This is a genomic window from Pseudomonas sp. A014, from assembly GCF_052378495.1.
Taxonomy (GTDB): Bacteria; Pseudomonadota; Gammaproteobacteria; order Pseudomonadales; family Pseudomonadaceae; genus Aquipseudomonas; species Aquipseudomonas machongensis.
The window spans coordinates 1,611,509-1,633,446 of record NZ_CP199001.1 but is presented as its reverse complement, the minus strand read 5'-3'; the positions used below and the strand labels follow the sequence as shown (position 1 = coordinate 1,633,446).

The window sequence follows — 21,938 nt, the reverse complement described above, 5'->3', positions numbered from 1 at the left end:
CGGCGGTGATGCGGCCGTGGTCACGGTTGTCGAGGCTGGCGCTGGCCAGTGTCAGCGCCGCGTCGGTCTAGATGGTGCCGCCGCGGTTGTCCAGCGCCTGGATGCCCGTGAGGGACAATTCACCATGGCTGGAAAGCTGGCCTGCCTGGTTGAGCAGTTGCCCGCCTTCCAGGATCAGGCGGCCAGCGCTGTCCAGGCGTCCGCCGCGGTTGTCCAGCAGCGCCTCGGTCAGTGGCACGCCGTTGTTGTCGAGCACCAGGTGCAGAGCCTGTCCGGCAGCGATCGAGCCGCCCTGGTTGTCCACCCGCGCAGCACGCAATTCGACCTGCTGGGCGAATACCAGCGCCGTATTGCGGTTGAGCAGGCGTTCGACGGTCAGGGCCAGACGCGTGCCGGCGATCAGCTTGCCACCGTCGCTGTTGTCCAGCTGTGTGCCGCCCAGAGTAGCCTGCGCCAGGCTGCTGAGCTGGCCACCACGGTTGTCGAGCATACCGACCTGCAGGTCGAGACCCGTGTTGCCGGCGATCAGGCCACCGCTTCGGTTATCGGCATTATCGCCGTGCAGGGTGAGCCGACCTTCGGCGATCAACTCGCCACCCTGCTGCTGCAAGGTGGCAACACTGGCGTCGAGATTACCGCGAGTGGCAATACGACCCTTGCTGTTGTCGACCTGGGCCAGGCGCAGATCAAGTGGCCCGCCGGCGCTGAGCAGGCCTTCGCGGTTGTCCAGCGCGTCACCTTGGTAATCCAGGCGGTCCTTGCTGCGCGTCACCCCCTGGCGGTTATCGAAGCGGTCGACCAGCAGTTGCAACAGGCTGTCGGCATGCAGCAGGCCAGCCTGATTATCGACGCTGTTCGCCTGCAGGCTGAGCAGTTGCTTGCCGGAGACGACGCCGCCACGGTTGTCCAGACGGCCCAGGGCCAGGTCGATCAGGCCACGGGCACGCAGTTCGCCAGCTTGGTTGTCGAACAGGCCGGTGCTGCGTACGTGCAGACTGCCGTCGCTGACCAGGCTGCCCTGGGCGCTGTTGTCCAGGCTCGCGCTCTCGACCTGCAAGGCGTTGCCGGCAGCCAGGGTACCGCCGCGGTTGTCCAGTGCGTCGCTCAGGGTCAGGGTCGTGCTGTCGTCGCCCAGTACGGCGCCATCCTGGTTGTCCAGGCTGGCAGCGTGAACCTGGGTCTGGCCGCTGCTGGACAGCTCGCCGCCGCGATTGTCTACCTCGGCAGCCACCTGCAGGTCCAGGCGTTGCCCGGCGCCGAGAGTGCCGTGCTGGTTATCCAGCGTGCCGGCCACCACCTGGAGCTGGTCGGCCTGTACCAGGCCCTGGGTATTGCGCAACTGTTGCGCCACACGGATGAGCAGTGCGTCATCACTGATCAGTTGGCCGCCACCGTTGTCCAGACGCTGGGCGACCAGCTCGAAACTGCGCGCGCTGGAGATCTCGCCTGCGCGGTTGTCGACCTCGCCAAGCTGGCGCAACAGCAGTTGGCCGGCGGTGTGGATGAGGCCCTGACGGTTGTCGAGCCGCGCGCCGCGCATGTCGACGGTCAGGGCGGTGTCGCTGAGCAACTGTCCGCCGCCTCGCTGGTCGAGCCCGATGAGTTCGGCCAGCAGTGCACCCTGACTTGTGACGCGACCGCCGTTGCGGTTATCCAGGTTGACGCCGATGAGGCTGAGGGTCGCGCCACTGGTAACGCGACCGGCCTGGGCGTTGCTCAGTTCAGCCAGTTCCAGGCGCAACGGGCCCTTGCCTTCGAACAGGCCGCTGGCACTGTTGTCCAGGCGCTGGCCAAGCAGCTCGATGCCGGCCTCGGCGCTGACCATGCCGCCCCGGTTGTCCACCTGACCGAGCACCAGGGTCAGGGCATTGCCACTGAGCAGACGCCCAGCGCGGTTGTCCAGGTACTCGCCGCTCAGGCTCAGGCCGGCCTTGCCCAGCAATCGCCCCTGGGCCTGGTTGTCGAGGCTGCCGGCGCTCAATTGCAACTGAGCGCCGGCTGCGAGCAGGCCGCCACGGTTGAGCAACCCGGCAGCGATACGGGCGCGCAGGCCCGCATCACTGGTCAGTTGCCCGGCGCTGTTGTCGAGGCTGCCGGCGTCGAGCGTCAGCGGCCCGCCGGCCTGCAACGTGCCGTTCCGGTTGTCCAGGTGCGTCGTCAACTGCAACTCGGCATCCTGCTCGACCTGCAACAGGCCCTGACGGTTGTCCAGCTGGCCAAGTCGCGCATTCAGGTGCGCAGCACGCACTTCGCCCTGGCGGTTGTCGAGGCTTTCAGCCTGCAGGTCCAGGCGCTGAGTGGCGGCGAGCACTCCGGCGTTGTTGATCAGTGCCGTGCTGTGCAGATCGATGAGCGGTGCAGCCAGGCGCCCGCCGACGCTGTTGTCCAGGGCGCGAGCGATGCGCAAGGTGAGTGCTTGCTCGGAGAGCAGTTTGCCGCCCCGGTTGTCGAGGTTGTCAGCCAGCAGTTCGAACGCCCGCGCAGAGGAGATCTCGCCGCCGCGGTTGTCGACCTGAGCCAGTTGTCGAAGCAGCAACTGGCCAGGTGCATTGATCAGGCCGCCCTGGTTGTCGAGCAGACCGCCGCGCAGGTTCAGCAGCAGATCGGCTCCACTGAACACTTGCCCGGCGTTGTGCATTTGCGTGGCGCTGACCTGCAACCTCTGACCAGCATGCAGGCGCGCGGCAGTGCCGTTGTCCAGGCGTGCGGCATTCAGGCTCAGATGATCGGCGGCGTACAGTTGCCCACCGGTGTTGTCGAGGTCACCGCTGTCGATATTTGCCGACTGACCGGCGATCACGGCGCCACTGCGGTTGTCCAGCACAGCGGCGCTGGTCAGGGTCAGTCCCGCATCGGTCTGCACGCGACCGGCGCGGTTGTCGAGGCGGCCGAGGTGGGCATCGAGGGTCTGCCCGCCGAGGTTGCCGCGCTGGTTGTCGAGCGCGCCCTGAACGCTCAGGGTGAGCCCTTGACGGGCCTGCACACGGCCATCGAGGTTGAGCACGTCACCGGCGCTCAGGTCCAGCTGCTCGGCACTGATCAAGGCGCGACTGTTATCGAGTACGGCGGCGATACGCAGGATCAGCGCACCCTTGGACGACAGGCTGCCATCCTGGTTGTCGAGGCTGTCGGCGGCGAAGGTGAAACCGCTGCTGGCATGCATCTCGCCGTGACGGTTGTCCACGCTCGCCAGATTGCGCAACACCAACGCACCTGCACTGTGCAGGCGCCCGCCAGCGTTGTTCCAATGACCATGCAGCAGATCGAGGGTGAGTGCCTGATCGGCGTCCAGGCGCCCGCCTTCACTGTTGTCCAGACTGGCGCTGCTCAGGCTCAGGCTCTGCTGGCTGGTCATGCGTGCGCCACGGTTGTCCAGCGCGAGCGCCTGAACGTCGGCGGCCAGGACCGCGCTGGTCAGCCCGCCACGGTTGTCGAACCGGCCCTTGACCTGTGCAGCCAGGGTGCCACGCGCCTGCAAGGTACCGTGGCCATTGAGCAGTTCGGCGGCAGTGAGCGCCAGCCCCTGTGCCGCGATCAGGCCTGCGCCGTTGTTCAACTGCTCGACAATCGCCAGTTGCAGGTCGGCGCCGCTCAGCAACTTGCCACCGCGGTTATCCAGCTGGCGCGTGGCAAGCTGGTAGCCCTGCGCCGAGGAGATCTCGCCGGCGCGGTTGCCGACGCTGCCCAGGCCCAGCAGCCGCAGCGTACCAGGGCTGCTGATCAAGCCGCCGTCACTGTTCTCCAGGTGCCCGCCGCGCAGGTCCAGGCTCAACGCCTGGTCGGCGTGCAATTGGCCGCCGCCGCGCTGGTCGAGGCTGCCGGCCTGCACATCGAGCTGGCCAGTGCTGGCGATGCGTCCACCGTCACGGTTGACAAGGCTGCCCGCCTGCAGGCGCAGCTCACGGTCGGCGGCCAGGGTACCGGCGCGGTTATCCAGTGCGCTGCTGGCGGTCACGGCCAGTTCGCGGCCGGCACTGATACGCCCGCTGTCATTGTCCACCTGCTGCGCGGCAATGGCCTGGCGCTCGCCAGCGGCGAGCTGCCCGGCGCGGTTGCTGACCCGGGTGGCGGTGATCTGCTGGGCACGCGTGGCAACGACCTGCCCGCCCTGATCGCTGATCAGGCTGGCAGCCTGCACAGTCTGGTCGCGGCCTGCCAGAACGCGGCCCTGGGCGCTGTTGTCCAGCACACCGACGTGGCTGCGCAGGTCTTGGGCGGCGCTCAGCGTGCCGCCGCGGTTGTCCAGCGAGCCACGAATGTCGGCGCTCAGGTCACGGCCGGCAACGATGCTTTTGCCGGTATTGACCAGCGCACCAGCGGCCAGGTCGATATCGCCTTGGGCATTGCGGCTGCCGTCGGTGTTGACCCCGCTCTCGATCACGCCCAGGTTGCTCAGGGTGCCGGCAGCCTGGACCTGCAGCTTGCCGCCTGCGGTCAGTGCCTGGCGATTGACCACTTCGGCACTGCTGAGCACTTCGACGCGCGACGCGCCATGAACCGGCCCCTGGAGATCGACACCTGCCGCCCGCACCGTCACCGCGCCGCTGGCGCTGGCCTGGTTCAGGGTGAGCTGCCCGTTGGCATCGAGCTGGATGTCGCCGCCGCTGGCGGCCATCTGGCCATCGAGCTTGACCCCTACGCCGGCTTCGGTGCCCACCAGCTTGATGGCCCCGGCATACATGCCGCCCAGGGCAGAGCTGTCGATAGCCAGTGTCGGCTTGGCGCCACCCTCTTCGGCTCGAGCCGTCGCCGCGAGCGTTCGGGCATCGACATCGTTGCGTCCGGCGACGATATCCAGGCGCTTGGCCTGCAGCCCGGCATTGATCTGCGCACTGCGGGTGATGATCTCGAAGCGGTCGACGTTGCTGGCATTGAGCCCGGCACCTTCGATCGCCACGCTGCCCTGCTCCACCTTGTAGCGGGTCAATTGACCGTTGTCGATCACCGGCGTACCCGTAGTCAAGGTCACCTGGGGCGTGTTGATGAAGCCGCAGCCATTACAGGTGATGCCATGCGGGTTGGCGACGATGACATGGGCCGACTGCCCCGCCACCTCCGTATAGCCGCGTAGCTGGCTGGAGTTGGCGCCGTTGACTTCGTTGAGGATGATGCTCGCCGCCGTGCCCTGCAGGTTGGGGTTGCCGACGATGATGCCGCCCAGTTGCGTCTGCTGCGTACGGCTGGTGGCGTTGTTGAGGATCAGCCCCTGCTGGCCGACGTTGTAATCGCTGAACTGGTTATGCGAGAGGCCACTGCCGTTGGGCGCGGCAATATTGACGATCGGCACGCCGTTGCCCGCCTGACCGACACTGGTATTGCCGCCGCTGACCATCACCCCTTCGGCAGCCTGCGCCCACAGTGGCTGCCAGAACATGACGTTGGCCAACAGGAAGGCCAGCGCGCGCTTGGACACACCGCAGAATTGCAGGCGGGGTTGCAGGCGCGCCGAAGGCTGGCGAACCAGGAAGGTGAAAAGGCGAACGTCCATGTGTTCTCTCGGGGCTCAAAGCACGAATCAGATGAAGAAATCGAGGCGCAGGTATACCGGATGCTCCTTGTCGGGCAGGGCATCCGGGCGTTCGAGGCTGCGGGCAAAAGTCACACTGGCCGCCAGGTGACGGCCCCGGGCGAACAGCTCCAGCGAATGGCTGCTGGCGCGGCCATGGCGGTCGCCGTTGTAGCGGTCGTTGCGGATCACACCCAGGTCGTAGCCCAGGCCCATCCCGTATTCGGCAATCACCGGCTGTGCGACGGACCAGGTCACCGGGCGCGTCCAGCGCAGGTCGCTGCGCCAGTAGGCGCCGCTGTCGCCGGACAGCGACTGGTCCTTGAAACCACGCACAGACGACAACCCGCCCAGGCTTATGCGCTGCGGGCTGAACAACACGTCCTCGCTGCGCTGGGCAGTAGCCAGGCTGGTAACGCTCAACTGCTCGCCGAATACCTCAAAGCCCTGCACGTAACTGACCGTCGCGGTGTACTTGCGATAGCGCGCCACCGGCTCGCCAGGTCACGGATTGCCGTTGCCCTGGGCATCGAAGGCACCTATGCCCTCCTGCGTGCCCAGGTCGAGGTTGACGAAGGCCGTGCCCAGGCGCCGACCGTGGTTGATGCCGAACTGCGCTTCGCTCAGACGATTGCTGCTGGCTCGCAGCAGGCTGTCTTCGATGTAGTTGCGGGTGCGCAGATGGGCAACGCCCAGGTTGACCGAGGTCTTGCTCGTAGCATCGCGATGCAGCACACGATCGACGCGCAATTGATGATTCTGGCTGTCGCCGGTCTGTTTGAAGTCGAAGCCGTTGGCCTGGCCTACGGAGCGGTAGTCGGACGCGCTGTAGCTGTACGAGAAGTTCCACCAGCCCCAGGGCAGGCTGTAGGCCAGTACCCCGTTCTTCGCCCCCTTGGTGTGATCGCTGACCACATCGTGGGCACCGCGTAGCACCAACTGGTCGGCCAGGCCCAGCGGGCTGTCCCACTCGAAGCCTAGGTTGACCTGCTGCTCGCCGGTGCTGCGTTGGCCTTCGTTGTTGCGCGACAGCGAAGCCCGCCAGGGCTTCTGCGCCTGATTGCGTACGAGCACCTGGCTGCCACCCACCGCCTCGCCAGGGACCAGCTCCATCTGCGCCTTGTTCGAAGGCAGACGGTTGAGCTGGTCGACCATCTGCTCGATCTCACGCAGGTTCAGACGCTCACCGGGCGCGCCGGGAAAAGCCATGGCCAGCTCCCGATCGCTCAGCCTGCTGTCGGGAGCTGCGCGCAAACTCTCCAGGCGCCCCTCTACCACCAACACCTGCAGGTGCCCGGTGGACAGGTCCTGCTGCGGCAAGTAGGCGCGGCTGGTCACTTGGCCACGATCCAGATAATGGTTGGTGATGACCTTGAGGAGCTCGTTGAGCTGGCTGACACCCAGGCACTGACCAATGAACGGCTTGAGCAGGCGCTCGCGCTCGGTCTCGGTGAGGCTGTCGGCACCCTTGAGGGTGATGGTGCGAATGGTGAAGCAGCGGCTGTCATCAGGCGCCGGTACGGCACTCGGCGGCGCCGTGCTGCCGGGCAGATTGCGCAGCTCTTCGATGCGCCGCTGCTGCTCTTGCAGCAGGCGATCCTGGCGGTCACGTATCAGTTCCTGCTCCAGCGGCGAGGCCGCCAGGGCAGGCATGCTTGCAGTCAGCATGAGGATCGCGCTGAAAAGGCGTGTGCGAAACCCTGTCGCCATGTTCCAGTCCCTGGGCGGTGAAAAAGTGGGGACGGAGGATACAGAGATGGCCTTTTGACGTCAATTTGCCATCACATCAATGGCAAACGCCTACATGCTGAACCTTTGCTGGCCGACCAGACTCCACCGATAGACTGCACAAGGAGCAAGCGCCATGAACGTTATATGCCGCATCACCCTGCTCGCCACCCTGTCCTGCGCCCTGCCCGCCTGGGCCTGCACACCGGAAGAAGCCACGCAAAAGCGCGAGGAACTGGCCAAGCTGGTGACTCAGCTGACCGAGCAGAACCCGCAGAAGGCCAAGGAGATAAATGATGAGCTCCAGGGTATGGAGCTAGGGACGGCGAGCAAGGACTTGCCGGACAAATGCCAGCTGATCGACAAGCGGGTGAAGGAGTTGAAAGAGGCGGAGCAAAAGGCGGGCTGAATCCAGCAGCCTGACAGCCTTTGTGGGAGCGGGGTTCGGCGCCCCGACTTGTCCCGCGATCGGACGCGACACGGCCGCAAACCAGGCAGCCGGGATGTTTCTGGAACACCACGGTGACTGGGTTACGGCCGCTTCGCGCCCGATCGCGGCACAAGGCCGCTCCCACAGGGGTGGGGGGCGTTATTCTGCCTTCGGCGTACGCTTCTTCAGCGGTGCCAGGCCATCGGAGCTGGCCAGCGGCGCGTTCGGGCGCGGCTTGGCGGTCGGTTTACGCTTGCCGGCGGTCTTCTTCTCGCCGGTCTTCTTGTCGACCTTTTTCTTCTTCGCGCCCACTGCCTTGCCCGAAGCCTTGACCTTCTTCGGCCCGCTGTAGGTGCCCTTGACCTCCTTGATGACGCGGCGCTCGAACTGCTGCTTGAGGTAGCGCTCGATGCTCGACATCAGGTTCCAGTCGTTGTGGGTGATCAGCGAGATCGCCAGGCCTTCGCCACCGGCACGGCCGGTACGACCCACACGGTGCACATACTCGTCACCACTGCGCGGCATGTCGAAGTTGATCACCAGGTCCAGGCCATCGATGTCCAGGCCACGGGCCGCCACGTCGGTGGCCACCAGCACCTTGGAGCTGCCCTGCTTGAAGCGCTCGATGGCCAGCTTGCGGTCCTTCTGGTCCTTCTCGCCGTGCAGGACGAAGGCCTTCACATCCTTGGCCACCAGGTGACCGTAAATGCGGTCGGCCAGGGCGCGGGTGTTGGTGAAGATGATCGCCTTGTCGAAGGTCTCGTTGGCCAGCAGCCACTGCACGATCGCTTCTTTATGCTGGTCGTGGTCGGCGGTGATGATCTGCTGACGGGTGCCTTCGGCCAGTTGCGAGACGCTGTTGAGCATCAGGTGCTCAGGGTCTTTCAATACCTTGCCGATGATGTCGCGCAGCGCCGCACCGCCGGTGGTGGCGGAGAACAGCAGGGTCTGCTCGCGGTTCTCGCACTCCTTGCACAGGCGCTCCATATCTTCGGCAAAGCCCATGTCGAGCATGCGGTCGGCTTCGTCGAGGATCATCACCTGCACGTGAGAGAGGTCGAGGTTGCCGGCATTGAGCTGCTCGAGCAGGCGACCTGGAGTGCCGATCAGCACGTCCGGCACCTTGCGCAGCATCGCGGCCTGTTCCTTGAAGTCTTCACCGCCGGTGACCAGGCCGGACTTGATGTAGGTGAACTGCGAGAACAGTTGCACCTGCTTGAGGGTCTGCTGCGCCAGCTCGCGGGTCGGCAGCAGGATCAGCGCACGGATCTCGACCCGTGGCCCGCTCAGGTCGACCAGGCGGTTGAGCAGCGGCAGCACGAAGGCGGCGGTCTTGCCGCTGCCGGTCTGCGCCGTGACCCGCAGGTCACGCCCTTGCAGGGCCAGGGGAATGGCCGCCGCCTGCACCGGGGTCGGCTCGACAAATTTCAGCTCGGCCACGGCTTTGAGCAGGCGTTCGTGCAGGGCGAATTGGGAAAACACGGGTGTACCTCAGACAGATGCGGACAATTCGGTTGCATAGGGTAACGTTTTCCGCGGCTGTAGCCGAATATCTTTTGGCAACATTCGCGGTTTCCGCGCTCTAATGGCGCTCCGTTCGACCCACTGAATGCATTGATTACATGGATATCCAACGAATCTGGCACGACACCCTGGACCTCTGGGGCACCCTCGACCAACACCCAATGCTGCACGCCTCCCTCGGTGTGCTGGTCCTGCTGCTGGTCTCGCTGCTGGTCGGCCGCCTGGCGCGCTTCCTGCTGCTGCACAGCACCCGCCTGCTGGCCCGCCAGCCGCCGCTGCGCTGGCTCGACGACCTGCGCCACAACAAGGTCTTCCACCGCCTGGCGCAGACCACGCCGTCACTGATTCTGCAGTTCGGCCTGAAACTGGTGCCGGAGCTCTCGGCCACCGCCCAGCATTTTCTTGGCAACCTGGCCCTGGCCGTCACCCTGCTGTTCCTCACCCGCGCCCTGTCGTGCCTGCTCGACGGCCTGCTGGACATCTACGCCCGCACCGAACACGCCCGCACCCGCTCGATCAAGGGCTATGTGCAACTGGCGAAGATGGTGCTGTGGGTGTTCAGCGCCATCGTCATCGTCGCCACCCTGATCGACCGCTCGCCGCTGTTGCTGCTGTCGGGCCTGGGTGCGATGTCGGCGGTACTGCTGTTGGTATACAAGGACACCCTGCTGTCGTTCGTTGCCAGCGTGCAGTTGACCAGCAACGACATGCTCCACGTCGGCGACTGGATCGAAATGCCCCAGGTCGGCGCCGACGGTGATGTGATCGACATCACCCTGCATACGGTCAAGGTGCAGAACTTCGACAAGACCATCGTCTCCATCCCCACCTGGCGCCTGATGAGCGAGTCGTTCCGCAACTACCGCGGCATGCAGCAGTCTGGCGGGCGTCGCATCAAGCGCAGCCTGTTCATCGACGCCACCGGCGTGCGCTTTCTCACCCTCGAAGAAGAACAGCGCCTGGGCGGCGTACGCCTGCTCGGCGACTACCTGGCGACCAAGCGCAAGGAGCTGCACGACTGGAACGAAGCCCAGGGCCTGGTCGCCGAACTCTCGGCCAACCGCCGCAAGCTGACCAACATCGGCACCTTCCGCGCCTTCGCCCTGGCCTACCTGAAGAACCATCCCGACGTGCACCCGAACATGACCTGCATGGTCCGCCAGATGCAGACCAGCGCCGAGGGTGTGCCGCTGGAGATCTACTGCTTCACCCGCACCACGGTGTGGGCCGAGTACGAACGGATCCAGGGGGATATCTTCGATTATTTGCTGGCGGTGTTGCCGGAGTTTGGGTTGAGTCTGTATCAGCAGCCTAGCGGTAGTGATATGCGCTCAGGGCTGGCGGCGCGGGTCGAGCGCATGAGCGAAGCCTAAAAAGCGCTCCCCCTATGGATGCGGCGGTTCGGCGCCCCGACTTGCCCCGCGAAAGGGCCGCAAAGCGGCCCTCTTCAATGAAAAGCCGCATCCGATAGCCAATGGAAGCTCAAACTCTTGGGTTTCCACCTAAAAGCCGCATAGCAGCTCGCGCCTGATTTGGAGCGCAATGGCTGCGAAGCCCCTCCCAGTACCTCGCTTGCGCAACGCGTAGTCGTACTTATCGGCCGCTCCCCTTTAAACCGCAATGATCTACGTGCTGAGCGATCGTGTGCCGAACCATTTGAGCAAGTCCTATGTCAACGACAGAGCCGCGTACAGATAGGGGCGCGCTGGCCTACAGTGCAGGAAGTGCGTTGGACTGATGGGCATCAGACAGCTGCTTTATCAGGCCTGCGCGCGTCCAGTAACTGCCCATCGCGCTCCCCCCTTGTTTTTAGAGACTGCGTCCATGGAACACTCAAGCTGCGCCGCTTCGCATGACCGTGCCCTTGACTGGCTGAACTTCTTCCTGGCTGACGTGCGTGACGGACTCGGCCCCTACCTCGCCATCTATCTGCTTGCCGTGCACCAGTGGCAGCCGGCGAGCATTGGCCTGGTGATGAGCCTGGCAGGCATCGCTGCACTGGTGGCGCAAACTCCGGCTGGAGCCTTGATTGACCGCACGACAGCCAAACACGCGGTGGTCGTGATCGCCGCCGTGCTGGTGACCGGCAGCTGCCTGCTGCTGCCGTGGATTTCGTCGTTCGCCGGGGTGGCCTTGACCCAGACGATCGGTGCCATAGCAGGCTCGCTGTTCGCTCCGGCGATTGCCGCCATCTCGCTGGGCATCACAGGCCCCAAGGCCTTTACGCGAAGGGTGGGTCGCAACGAGACGTTCAACCATGCGGGCAATGCCTGCTCAGCATTGCTGGCCGGTGGCTTGGCGTACCTGTTCGGCCCGGTGGTGGTGTTCTATCTCATGGCGGTCATGACCGTAGCCAGCATCGTGGCGATGTGGCGTGTGCCAGCAGCCGCCATCGACCACCAGGTGGCTCGCGGCCTTGTCCATGGTCCGGGTTGTGCTGAAAACCTTGCCAGGTTCAGGGTCCTCCTGCACAACCGCACGCTCTTGGTATTCGCTGTGTGCTGCGCGTTGTTCCACTTGGCCAACGCGGCGATGCTGCCGCTGGTGAGCCAGAAGCTATCGCAAGTCGACCTGCGCTTGGCCACTCCACTCACATCCGCTTGCATCGTCGCAGCGCAGTTGGTGATGGTGCCGATGGCGCTGCTGGTAGGGGCAAAGGCCGAGACCTGGGGGCGCAGGCCGTTCCTTCTGGCCGGCTTTTTCATCCTACCGCTGCGCGGAGCCCTGTACGTGGCGTCCGACAACCCATTCTGGCTGGTTGGCGTGCAATTGCTCGATGGAATCGGCGCAGGCATCTTCGGAGCATTGTTCCCGATCGTGATCAAGGATTTGACCGAAGGCACCGGGCGCTTCAATTTCAGCCTTGGCGCGCTGACGGCGGTGTTCGGACTGGGCGCTGCGCTCAGCCCTGGGATTGCCGGGCTGGTTGTTCAAGCAGCCGGCTACGATGCGGCATTCCTGACCTTGGCCGGCATTGCCGCGGTCGCCTTCGCAATAGTGCTGATGGCGCTGCCGGAGACTCATCCGGGCGTCGCGCCATCGCCCCTGCCTACCCCTGCCGGAAACTAGACGCCTCATGCCTTACAGCGAAAACGCACCGATCATCTGGACGATAGCCGCTCTGGCAACCTGCGGTGTCATCCTGCGCCCCTGGCGGATCCCGGAATACGTCTGGGCCATGGGCGGTGCGCTGCTACTGACAGGCCTGGGCCTGATCACACCGCGCAGCGCTCTGGCGGCAGTGGCCGAAGGCGGCGACGTGTACCTCTTCCTGATCGGCATGATGGTACTGGCCGAGCTTGCACGCCAGGAGGGGCTGTTCGACTGGCTGGCCCGCTACGCGGTCCGCCACGCCCGAGGTTCGGGGCAAAGGCTGTTCGACCTGGTATTTCTGGTGGGTACGCTGGTCACCGTGTTCCTGTCCAACGATGCAACGGCGGTGGTATTGACTCCCGCGGTGTATGCGGCGTGCAAGGCTGCCAAGGCCGAGCCTTTGCCCTACCTGTTGATCTGCGCCTTCATCGCCAACGCCGCCAGTTTCGTGCTGCCGATTTCCAATCCGGCCAATCTGGTAGTCTTCGGCAGCCAGATGCCCCCGCTACTGGAGTGGCTGAGGCAGTTCAGCTTGCCATCGCTTGCGGCAATCGCTGTGACCTATCTGGTGCTGCGCCTGACCCAACGCCGGCAGATCCGCCAACCGCTGACCCTGAATGTGGATAACCAGCCGCTGTCTCCGGGCGCCCGTCTATGCGCAGTAGGCATCCTGCTCACGGCAATTCTGCTGCTGGGAGCCTCAGCGCTGGACCGGGCACTAGGCCTGCCGACGTTCTGTGCCGGCGTGGCAACCACAGCACTGATCCACTTACGCCAGCGGCGCAGCCCGATGCCGGTGCTACGCCATGTGGCGTGGGGTGTGCTGCCGTTGGTGGCGGGCTTGTTCATACTGGTCGAAGCTGTCGCCCAGACCGGCCTGATAGTGCAGCTTGCCCAGCGGCTGGCTGCTCTGGCCGCAGACTCGACGATCGGGGCGAGTTGGGTGGGAGGCGTGGGCGTGGCCATCGCCAGCAACCTGATGAACAACTTGCCGACTGGACTGATAGCCGGGTCCATGGGGTCGCTGGTGGCCCTGCCGCAGCCGGTGACCGCTGCGCTGCTGATCGGCGTCGACCTGGGGCCGAACCTGTCGATTACCGGATCACTGGCAACCCTTTTGTGGTTGGTGGCGATCCGTCGCGAAGGGGCGCATGTCAGCGCCTGGCACTTTTTGCGCCTAGGGCTGCTGGTGATGCCTCCTGCACTTGCAGCAGCACTGCTGGCGCTTTGGGTGTGAGTCAGTGCGCACGTGCTCCCGCGTCCTGCATGGTCCGCCAGATGCAGACCAGCGCCGAGGGTGTGCCGCTGGAGATCGGCTGCTTTACCCGCACCACGGTGTTGGCCGAGTACGAACGGATCCAGGGGGATAGCTTCGATTACCTGCCGGCGGTGTTGCCGGAGTTTGGGTTCAGTCTGTATCAGCAGCCTAGCGGTAGTGATATGCGCTCAGGGCTGGCAGCGCGGGTCGAGCGAATGAGCGAGGTCTGAAGCCCCTGTGGCGAACTTTGCGGGATCAACTGTCTTGTTCCGGCCCAATCCCTGTAGGGGCGGCGGTTCGGCGCCCCGACTTGTCCCGCGAAAGGGCCGCAAAGCGGCCCCCTGCAATCAAAAGCCAAGCATCACTAGCCAGGCTCTCCCACCAATTCAATCACCCTCCCACACTCCTCCGCCACCAACCGACTGATGATGCGGATCGCCTGATGAATTCCCGCCGTACCTCGAACACCCAATTGCGGATTGTGCTCGCACTCCAGCAACTCATCCTGCTGAGCCAGGGCCTCGCCCAGTAGCTCCAGGGTTCACGCGTAAGATTGGATTGTGGAAAGCCGTTCATGGTCAGTGCAGAGGGGATTTCAATATCTTTGAATCGAGGGCCAGCCTTACAACGGCCCTCGACCCCAAACGACCGTGAAATGCCTACTGAGTATGGCAAGCATTAGAACAGGTCCTACAGCCATTTGACTGAGGGTAGGTGCTACGCGCCTGCCGGACCGCGGTCAGACAGGTGGTGTGGTACCCGAGATCGAGACGGTTGTGTAGCGCCGGCAAGAAGACGCAAGTGCTGGTATGCACTTCATGGTCACCGTTAGCCTGAGCCCTACGGTTCACGTAGTACTGAGCCATGTCACTCACCCCGCTCTTTGTTCGATTGAGAAAGCACCGACCCCGCGAGGGCTTTGGTAGTCGCGTTGTATTTGTCACTTTCCAGAACCCGGCTTGCCTTGGTCTCCATTTCGGCACTGGTTTGCTTGCCAGTTGATGCCTGTGACATAGCCGAGCCAGCCAATTCCCTCTGGATCGCAGAGGAACTGCCGCTGCGAAGGACTTCGGAGGCCAAGGTGGCTACGGTGGAAGAGGTTTGCTTCGTATTTTTCGGCACGAGGATGTGCTCCTGTATCTACAGAGGATTAAGTAGGCAGGAGCAACCCTTGAGCGGAAAACAATCTGGATGGTTGACAGCCAGAGTCGGTTTTTCTCTAATGCGCGTCCCACCGTTGTCCGCATCGGGTCAGGGAAGGCGGGTATGCGTGTTCAGCGACCAAACTTCGCACGCATATCCGCTGCTCTTCTGAATCCGTAGCGTACCCGCCAAAAACACAAGATGTGGGGTTTCTGACGGGACGAGAAACAAGATAATGAGACCCTTTTGACAATGCAAGGCGCACACCTTGGGGATAACTTGTGCTCAAACTATTTGTTGGATCCATTTTTTGGCTGTATGGATGCACAGGCCTTCAAAACCGGGGCTTTCAGCCCTCTCCATTGGCAATAATTTGAAACACTTCCCATTATTGATCCGTTGAGGGCCCCGCCAGCTGGGCGTCGACGACATTCCAAGCCCAAAAAATTGACGCCAAATATCCACTCGTTCTAACTCTTTCTTCATTATTTCCCGGTACTGCGGAATGCTTAATCAACCCAACGCGCGAAATCCATAGGAAAAGAGCAAGCTCCCTTACTTGGTCGAGGGCGAATCAACAAGCTCCGGGAATTGGTGACGCTATCAGCACTTAATCTGACGATACTCATTGAAATCTACTCGCTGGGTCGATTGCTACCAGTAGGAGAGCTACCCGCAACCCCCTATGGCACCAACCGCAGCGGCGCTACTAAAATCGAAACGTCGTAATCCAATATTTGCCTATACAGTCTTAGGCTCAATCATCCGGCAGTTATTGATGCATTACTTCGCTCCAAAATCGACCAGGAGCGGTTTTATCAATTCTGACTCCATGGCCGTGAGTGCCTCTTGGGCGAATTTTCTTAATATTTGCCATGCTCCATGCTCAAAGATTTCTCTTTCGTAGCACGGCAACGCAAGCGCCTTCAATGCGCAACAGGCAGCCCAGACATTCTCCAGATGGATTAGTATGTCATCCGACAAGGCTACGCCACACTTATTGATCAGCTCATTGACTGGAATCATTTTCGATGACCAAGCTTCGCAGACAGGGCAGTCAGGAATCATCTGCTGTTGTTGCTGCGCTTCCATCGCCAGAAATTCAAGGGCAAGAACCGCGTAATCCACAGCAGCGATGCGTTCGTGCTGCTCCTCACCATACCAATGGCAAATCAAGCTTGAGAATCGTGTCACTTCTTCTACTTCCTTCGTGGGCGCATAGTCAGTATTTGATCGTCTGATCACTGCTGACCGACAGTATACGCAGCCCAATTTCCGCTCTGGGTCGAAAGCAGTCAGTCACGAGCAGCCACTCCCCACCCAAAGCTGCCGCTTGCCTCCAAGCCTATTTCAGTTGGCCATAGCACCCACATCATGCGCAGGCCCTGTATCAGCGGGCTTGCCCCGCGGTGCTGCCATCGCGGGACCAGCCCGCTCCCACAACCAACTGGAGGTCCGGTACACCCGCCTTTACCGGCGCATCCCCAGCTCCGCATCGTCCATCAATGCCTTGGCCAATGCACTCAGGTAATACGAAGCCCAGACCAGCTGCGGGTTCTCATCCATCACCCCACTCAAGGTCATGTCACGCACATACCCCATCAACTCCGATGCCTGCTCACGCGCTCGCTCGCATGGGATGCCCGGCTCGATGCAGAACAGCGGCTGGGTCATGCCCTTGCCTTGGTAGAACCGTGTTGTGCCGACGGTGGTGTTCGGTATGGTGTCGTTTCTATCCATCTCTTCATCTCCCTGAAAACCTCGATGCTCGCTGAACAACTCTGTTGTGAAAGTGGCGGTTCGGCGCTCCGACTTGCCCGCGAAGAGGCCAGCCCCACCACATCCCATTCAACTCAGTGAGCCGTCTGCGGCTCTGTCGGCATCTGAACCTGTATCAACGCCGACTCCAGCAAAATCCTCAGCGCTTCCATTTCATGAATGGCAGCCATTACCAGGAGCGAGACGGGGGACTTGGGTTGGAGGAGGATCGCTTGATGGGCCACGGTTTGTGCGCAGAGTGCGTACTCGGAGGCTTGGATGATGGTGTCTTCGAGGGAGTGATTGTTGTGAGGTGGGTCGGGAACGATCTTCAACATGGCATAGATCCTTTGCTCGGACCGCCACCTGCCTGCTGTCAAACGGGAGGGTGGCAGCTGTACGTGGGTTGACAGACCGGCGGACTATGCAAGTTCCGGCGCACGCAAGCGTGCCCGCACGTACAGCCGCCATGGAAAGCAGCCGTATGCATAATACCGTCGCAGCCTGTCAAAGCTGGATCGTTGAGGTACAACGACCCGCCGAGACTAGAGCGCTGCCCAAGGGGCCGCAACGGAAAAAAGGCGGTAGGAGTATCTTTGGGAAATGGACTACACGAAAGGCGCATTTTCTGATTTTCGAACAATGAAACACACTTCTGATGAAGCCCAAGGCCTCCACCAAACACCGCCCCACACACTCCGCCTGCTGTCAGCCGACTTACGATGCGGATCACTTCTGGATCCCTGTCGTACCAATTTGTAAAAACTCCTGACCGATCGTGTCCTAGGAGTGGATTATCGCTGGCTGATTCAAAGGCCTCCAACTGCATGTAACGTCGTTGCAGGCACCATTCGTCGGTCGTTCTGCTCCTGTGAACGTCGTTAAAAGACACCGCGACCGGCCTTACGGGCACCCCCTCTGGTTTCATACACGCAACAGGTGCACTGCCAGACCCGCCAGTGCGCAGGCAAACAGCACCTGTATCACACCGCGCTTGAAGCGGAACAAGGCAACTGCTGCAGCAACCGCGATCACCGCAGATGGCCAGTCGAACACCCCGCTGAAGCCCTTCGGCCAAAGCACGTGATAACCGAAAAACATGGCGAGATTCAGGATCACCCCCACTACTGCGGCCGTTATCCCCGTCAGCGGTGCGGTGAATTTCATCTCGTTGTGAGTTGACTCCACCACCGGGCCGCCAGCAAGGATGAAGATGAACGACGGCAGGAAGGTGAACCAGGTGACGAGGCTCGCCGCGACTGCGCCGGCAACGAAGGGGTGTTGGGCACCGAACATCGGATGCACGTAGCCTCCGACGAAGCCGACGAAGGCAACAACCATAATCAGTGGCCCAGGCGTGGTTTCTCCCAAGGCGAGGCCATCGATCATCTGGGTTGGTGTCAGCCAACCGTAGTGCCCGACAGCACCTTGGTAGACATAAGGCAGCACAGCGTACGCACCGCCAAAGGTCATCAGTGCAGCCTTGGTGAAGAACCAGCCCATCTGCGTCAGAGTGCCATCCCAGCCAAACGACAGCGTCAGCAGTCCCATGGGCAGGACCCATAGCCCAGCACCTATGAGCAGCAGGCGTAACAGATGCCCCAAGCTGAAACGGGCATGTTCAGGTGTTGGGGTATCGTCATCGATCAGGGCAGGGCCATAGCTGTTCTTCGCCCGCCCATGACCGCCACCGATCACGAATTTGCCTGGGGCGAAGCGACCACCTGCATAGCCGATGAGGGCTGCCGCCAGCACGATCAACGGGAACGGCACGTTAAGCGCGAAAATGGCTACGAACGAAGCACCGGCCATGGCCCACAGCCAACCATTCTTCAGGGCTCGCGATCCAATCCGATGGGCTGCGTGGACGACAATGGCCGTGACCGCCGGCTTGATGCCATAAAATATCCCCGCGACGATCGGAACCTCGCCAAAGGCGACGTAGATCCAGGACAAACCAATCAGGATGAACAGCGAAGGCAGCACGAACAATGCACCGGCAATCACCCCGCCCCAGGTTCGGTGCATGAGCCAACCGATGTAGGTGGCGAGCTGCTGCGCCTCAGGCCCTGGCAGCAACATGCAGTAGTTCAGCGCGTGCAGGAAGCGCTTCTCGCTGATCCATCGCCGGCGCTCAACCAGTTCCTGGTGCATGATGGAGATCTGCCCGGCGGGCCCACCAAAGCTGATGAAGCCCAACTTGAGCCAGAACAGGAAGGCTTCATACAAGCTGATCGGCTGCTGAGCCGATTGCGATGGCGGCTGTTCGCCCACTGCGGAGGTGGTCTCAACCATTTTGCGCTTCCTCACTCGCGAAAGCCGTCAGCAGGCCATCGAAGATGCCCCCGGCGACGGTTGTCAGTTGATCGTCATCGCCAATGCTCGCTCTCAGGCCGGCGAGGACACGCTCGATACCCGGTGCCTCGGCAGGTTGGTTGCCTCCCACATCCAGGTAGTGGACGACGCCTGCCAGGCGTGTCAGACCTGGCTGCTGAACGGCAAAGCTCTCGATGAGGGTTTCGAATGAAACCCGCTTGCCAACGTGGCTGAACCTGGCCCCGTCAAAATCAAAGCCGAGCGCTTCGCTTGGGCAGTCGCTGGGACTGTCCAACCAAATGAATTGAGCGTCGGCATCGATGAAGCGACGGATCAGCCAGGCACAGGCCAGCCGGTCCACCCACGGGCGTTTTCGCGTTGCCCATCGGCGACCCTGGTATTCGCTGCGCTCCAGCTGGTTGATGGCCTCATAGTGCGCACTCGGTTCATCGGAGGACAGTGCCCTGCTAATCGCGGTTTCAAGCTCCTGCAGGGCCGAATCAGCTTGAGCCTTGAGCGCGCCTGGGAAGAAGTCGATCGCCGCCAGCTGGCTGAAGGCCTTCCTGAGCTTGCGCACCTGCCGGGCTATCTGCAGCGCATTGTCCGGTGAGAGGTTAGCCCGGCAGCCTGCGATCTCCTCCAACAGCTTGGCGTACTCGTCGCTTCGGTCGAATAGCCCGCTGAAGCGCTCTTCGCGTTCAGACAACGACAGCAGAAATGCCGTGCCGTTGATGGCCAGCACATCTCGCTCCACGGCTTCGAATGTTTCGCGGCCCGCGCTTTGTTCGGGCAGCAGGTACACACCATCACGCAGCACAGCTGCACCAGAGGCCTTCAGGGTTCTCCAGGCACGCATACGCTCGGTGGCGTTGGCCGTTGGCAGCCCAAGGATGAGTAATGACCATAAAATCATGTAGAGATATCAACGTAAGTTGTATTTATCTCTACATTAAACGAGATTTATCCAAAAGCAATGGTATACATCGAGCGTGCTGAACAGGATCGAAAGCTGTCAGTCACGAGCCACTACCCATCCGACACTGCCGCTCGCCTCCAAGCCTGTTCAGACTCTCGAAATCCCCGCATCCTGCGCCGGCCTCTGTAGGAGCGGGCTTGTCCCGCGATTGTTCGGCGCTCCGACTTGCCCGCGAAGAGGCCAGCCCCGCCACAGCCAATTCAACTCAGTGAGCCGTCTGCGGCTCTGTCGGCATCTGAATCTGTATCAAAGCCGACTCCAGCAAAATCCTCAGCGCTTCCATTTAATGGCAGCCATTAACAGGAGCGAGACGAGGGGCGCCTTTTTCGTGCCTGTCAGCCCGCCACCCCAAGCAGGTACATGAGCCCGGTCAGGGTCAGCAGCGAAGCCACCGTCGACAGCAGGATGGTGCGCGAAATGAGCCCCGCCTCGCGGTTGTAGTACTCAGCCAGCATGAACGGCCCGGTCCCGGTCGGCAGCGCCGCCAGCAGCACCGCCGAGGTCGCCCACATGGTCGGCAGGCTGAACACCTTGAAGGCCAGCACCCAGGTCAGCGCCGGTTGCCCAATCAACTTGAGCCCTACCAACGGCCAGGGGCTGGCCTGCGCGCCGCTGCGTTTCTGCGCCAGGAATGCTCCCAGCGACACCAGCGCGCAAGGCGTGGTGGCCAGGGCGAGCATGTCGAGAAAGTGCATCACTGGCTCGGCCAGGCCCAGGCCGGACATGGCCCAGGCGGCGCCGGCCAGTGGCGAAATCACCAGCGGATTCTTCGCCAGCGCCTTGGCCACCAGCAATACGGCGCGGCCGATCTGGCGTTCTTCCTGCAGGCCGATCTCGATCAGGGTCAGGGAGATCGCGAACACCAGGCAGACCACGATCAGCGACGAGATCAATGCCGGTTGCAACCCTGGCTGGCCGAACAGCAAAAGGCACAGCGGGATGCCGATGTAACCGGTGTTGGCATAGCCTGCGCTCAGGCCATCGATGCTCGAAGCCACCAGGCTGTGGCCGCTATACAGGCGCCAAGCGAGGGTGATGAAGAACATTGCCAACGCACCGGCGCCGAAGGCGACGATGAAGCCGGGGTGCCAGATTTCGCTCCAGGTCGCGGTGGCGGTCACCTTGAACAGCAGCGCCGGCAAGCACAGCCAGACCACCATGCGGTTGATTTCGGCGGCGGCCTGTTCGCCGAGCTTGCCGGTCTTGCGGCACAGGTAGCCGACCAGGATCAGGGCGAAGATCGGCGCGACGATGACCAGGATGGTATGCATGGGCGCCTCAGGCCTTGCCGGCCAGCGCCGGGCTGCGGCGGTCGCCCAGGCGGCTCAGCCACACCGAGGCGAGGATCGCCGCACCACCGATGAACAGCCGCCCAAGCGGCTCATGCTGGTTCCAGATCAGCAGGTTGAGCAGCAGGCCCACCGGCACGTGCAAGTTGTTCATCACCGCCAGGGTGCCGCCGGAAACCAGGCAGGCGCCCTTGTTCCACCAATACAACCCCAGCGCGGTCGGGCACAGGCCGAGGAACAGCAGCACCAGCCATTGCACGTCGGTGCTCGGCAGGTGCTGGGCGTTGCCGAACAGCAGGAAGGCCGGCAGCACGACGATCAGCGCGCCCAGGTAGAAGTAGCCAAAGCGCTTGTAGTGCGGCAGGTCGCTGGGGTGGCGGACGATCAGGTGACGGTACAGGACCTGCCCGGCGGCGTAGGTGAAGTTGGCCAGTTGCAGGAGCAGGAAGCCCATGAAGAACTCGCCGCTGATGCTGTCGAAGCGGATCACGGCGGCGCCGGCCACCGCGACCAGGGCCGCAAGCAGCGCCCAAGGGTTGAAGCGGCGGTTCAGTGCATCTTCGATGAGGGTGACGTGCAGCGGGGTGAGGATGGTGAACAGCAGCACTTCAGGCACGGTGAGCACGCGAAAGCTCAGGTACAGGCAGACATAAGTGATGCCGTACTGCAGCGCGCCGATCAGCAGCATCGAGCGCATGAAGCGCGGTTCGACCTGGCGCCAGCGGGTCAGCGGCAGGAACACCAGCCCTGCCAGCAGTACCCGCGCCAGCACGGCGAAGTAGCTGTCGACATGGCCGGCCAGGTATTCGCCGATCAGGCTGAAGGAAAACGCCTGGATCAGCGCGACGATAATCAGGTAGCCCATGGTTGCCTCTCGTGGATCAAGGCGGCGACCTTAGCGGGTACGGGGTGTTCTG

14 protein-coding genes and 3 pseudogenes are annotated in these 21,938 nt (G+C 62.6%); 5 read left to right on the top strand and 12 right to left on the bottom strand.

The genetic code is table 11. The annotated features are described in order from the left end of the window. Positions 1-67 precede the first annotated feature (67 nt). The 3 genes and pseudogenes from ACTYOL_RS07775 to ACTYOL_RS07765 form a co-directional block, all read right to left on the bottom strand. Entirely contained in the window at positions 68-3,724 is a 3,657-nt protein-coding gene (locus ACTYOL_RS07775) for a hypothetical protein (RefSeq protein ID WP_444758132.1), read from the bottom strand. Between the two features lie 6 nt (positions 3,725-3,730). Continuing rightward, positions 3,731-5,488 (bottom strand): annotated as a pseudogene (locus tag ACTYOL_RS07770) (filamentous hemagglutinin N-terminal domain-containing protein); the annotation flags it as partial. Positions 5,489-5,515: 27 nt separating this feature from the next. After that, positions 5,516-7,216 (bottom strand): annotated as a pseudogene (locus ACTYOL_RS07765) (ShlB/FhaC/HecB family hemolysin secretion/activation protein). A gap of 154 nt (positions 7,217-7,370) precedes the next feature. On the opposite strand from ACTYOL_RS07765, the gene ACTYOL_RS07760 reads away from it, so the two are divergent. Beyond that, entirely contained in the window at positions 7,371-7,643 is a 273-nt protein-coding gene (locus ACTYOL_RS07760; RefSeq protein WP_065861476.1) for a hypothetical protein, read from the top strand. A 180-nt stretch (positions 7,644-7,823) separates the two neighbouring features. Here the strand turns inward: ACTYOL_RS07760 and ACTYOL_RS07755 are convergent, their stop codons facing one another. Beyond that, positions 7,824-9,146: a DEAD/DEAH box helicase gene (locus ACTYOL_RS07755; protein ID WP_444757745.1), complete on the bottom strand. Its 1,323-nt coding sequence runs from the start codon at positions 9,144-9,146 to the stop codon at positions 7,824-7,826. A 140-nt stretch (positions 9,147-9,286) separates the two neighbouring features. Here ACTYOL_RS07755 and ACTYOL_RS07750 point away from each other — a divergent pair, with 140 nt between their 5' ends. The 4 genes and pseudogenes from ACTYOL_RS07750 to ACTYOL_RS07735 all read left to right on the top strand — a co-directional run. Next, positions 9,287-10,561 (top strand): mechanosensitive ion channel family protein, encoded by a 1,275-nt coding sequence (locus tag ACTYOL_RS07750; protein ID WP_054893287.1) that lies wholly within the window; start codon positions 9,287-9,289, stop codon positions 10,559-10,561. 451 nt (positions 10,562-11,012) lie between these two features. Next, positions 11,013-12,257, top strand: coding sequence for an MFS transporter (locus tag ACTYOL_RS07745; RefSeq protein ID WP_153772373.1), 1,245 nt, complete (start codon positions 11,013-11,015; stop codon positions 12,255-12,257). 7 nt (positions 12,258-12,264) lie between these two features. Beyond that, positions 12,265-13,518, top strand: coding sequence for an arsenic transporter (locus tag ACTYOL_RS07740; RefSeq protein ID WP_444757744.1), 1,254 nt, complete (start codon positions 12,265-12,267; stop codon positions 13,516-13,518). A gap of 23 nt (positions 13,519-13,541) precedes the next feature. Further along, positions 13,542-13,769: pseudogene (locus ACTYOL_RS07735) on the top strand (mechanosensitive ion channel family protein); the annotation flags it as partial. 637 nt (positions 13,770-14,406) lie between these two features. On the opposite strand, the gene ACTYOL_RS07730 reads toward ACTYOL_RS07735, so the two are convergent. The 8 genes from ACTYOL_RS07730 to ACTYOL_RS07695 form a co-directional block, all read right to left on the bottom strand. Then, the gene (locus ACTYOL_RS07730; RefSeq protein ID WP_065861472.1) at positions 14,407-14,661 is read right to left on the bottom strand and encodes a hypothetical protein; all 255 of its coding nucleotides are present in this window, start codon (positions 14,659-14,661) and stop codon (positions 14,407-14,409) included. 804 nt (positions 14,662-15,465) lie between these two features. Then, entirely contained in the window at positions 15,466-15,876 is a 411-nt protein-coding gene (locus ACTYOL_RS07725; protein WP_444757743.1) for a hypothetical protein, read from the bottom strand. Positions 15,877-16,152: 276 nt separating this feature from the next. Next, complete coding sequence (locus tag ACTYOL_RS07720) at positions 16,153-16,422, bottom strand: DUF3077 domain-containing protein (protein WP_200603381.1); 270 nt, start codon at positions 16,420-16,422, stop codon at positions 16,153-16,155. Positions 16,423-16,535: 113 nt separating this feature from the next. Continuing rightward, positions 16,536-16,778 (bottom strand): hypothetical protein, encoded by a 243-nt coding sequence (locus ACTYOL_RS07715; RefSeq protein ID WP_444757742.1) that lies wholly within the window; start codon positions 16,776-16,778, stop codon positions 16,536-16,538. Between the two features lie 586 nt (positions 16,779-17,364). Beyond that, positions 17,365-18,735, bottom strand: coding sequence for a chromate efflux transporter (chrA, locus tag ACTYOL_RS07710; protein ID WP_197889889.1), 1,371 nt, complete (start codon positions 18,733-18,735; stop codon positions 17,365-17,367). Then, positions 18,728-19,669, bottom strand: coding sequence for a chromate resistance protein ChrB domain-containing protein (locus ACTYOL_RS07705; protein WP_153772360.1), 942 nt, complete (start codon positions 19,667-19,669; stop codon positions 18,728-18,730). The genes chrA and ACTYOL_RS07705 overlap by 8 nt, the downstream gene beginning before the upstream one ends. Positions 19,670-20,067: 398 nt before the next feature. Then, positions 20,068-21,003 (bottom strand): AEC family transporter, encoded by a 936-nt coding sequence (locus ACTYOL_RS07700; RefSeq protein WP_200603385.1) that lies wholly within the window; start codon positions 21,001-21,003, stop codon positions 20,068-20,070. Positions 21,004-21,010: 7 nt separating this feature from the next. Beyond that, positions 21,011-21,886 (bottom strand): carboxylate/amino acid/amine transporter, encoded by an 876-nt coding sequence (locus ACTYOL_RS07695; RefSeq protein ID WP_444757741.1) that lies wholly within the window; start codon positions 21,884-21,886, stop codon positions 21,011-21,013. Positions 21,887-21,938 lie beyond the last annotated feature (52 nt).

What these genes read in the sequence shown, in the direction of transcription:
- ACTYOL_RS07760 (WP_065861476.1), top strand. Translation starts at nt 7,371, where the DNA reads ATGAACGTTATATGCCGCATCACCCTGCTCGCCACCCTGTCCTGCGCC.
- ACTYOL_RS07750 (WP_054893287.1), top strand. Translation starts at nt 9,287, where the DNA reads ATGGATATCCAACGAATCTGGCACGACACCCTGGACCTCTGGGGCACC.
- ACTYOL_RS07745 (WP_153772373.1), top strand. Translation starts at nt 11,013, where the DNA reads ATGGAACACTCAAGCTGCGCCGCTTCGCATGACCGTGCCCTTGACTGG.
- ACTYOL_RS07740 (WP_444757744.1), top strand. Translation starts at nt 12,265, where the DNA reads ATGCCTTACAGCGAAAACGCACCGATCATCTGGACGATAGCCGCTCTG.
- ACTYOL_RS07720 (WP_200603381.1), bottom strand. Translation starts at nt 16,422, where the DNA reads ATGGATAGAAACGACACCATACCGAACACCACCGTCGGCACAACACGG.
- ACTYOL_RS07715 (WP_444757742.1), bottom strand. Translation starts at nt 16,778, where the DNA reads ATGTTGAAGATCGTTCCCGACCCACCTCACAACAATCACTCCCTCGAA.
- chrA (WP_197889889.1), bottom strand. Translation starts at nt 18,735, where the DNA reads ATGGTTGAGACCACCTCCGCAGTGGGCGAACAGCCGCCATCGCAATCG.
- ACTYOL_RS07705 (WP_153772360.1), bottom strand. Translation starts at nt 19,669, where the DNA reads ATGATTTTATGGTCATTACTCATCCTTGGGCTGCCAACGGCCAACGCC.
- ACTYOL_RS07700 (WP_200603385.1), bottom strand. Translation starts at nt 21,003, where the DNA reads ATGCATACCATCCTGGTCATCGTCGCGCCGATCTTCGCCCTGATCCTG.
- ACTYOL_RS07695 (WP_444757741.1), bottom strand. Translation starts at nt 21,886, where the DNA reads ATGGGCTACCTGATTATCGTCGCGCTGATCCAGGCGTTTTCCTTCAGC.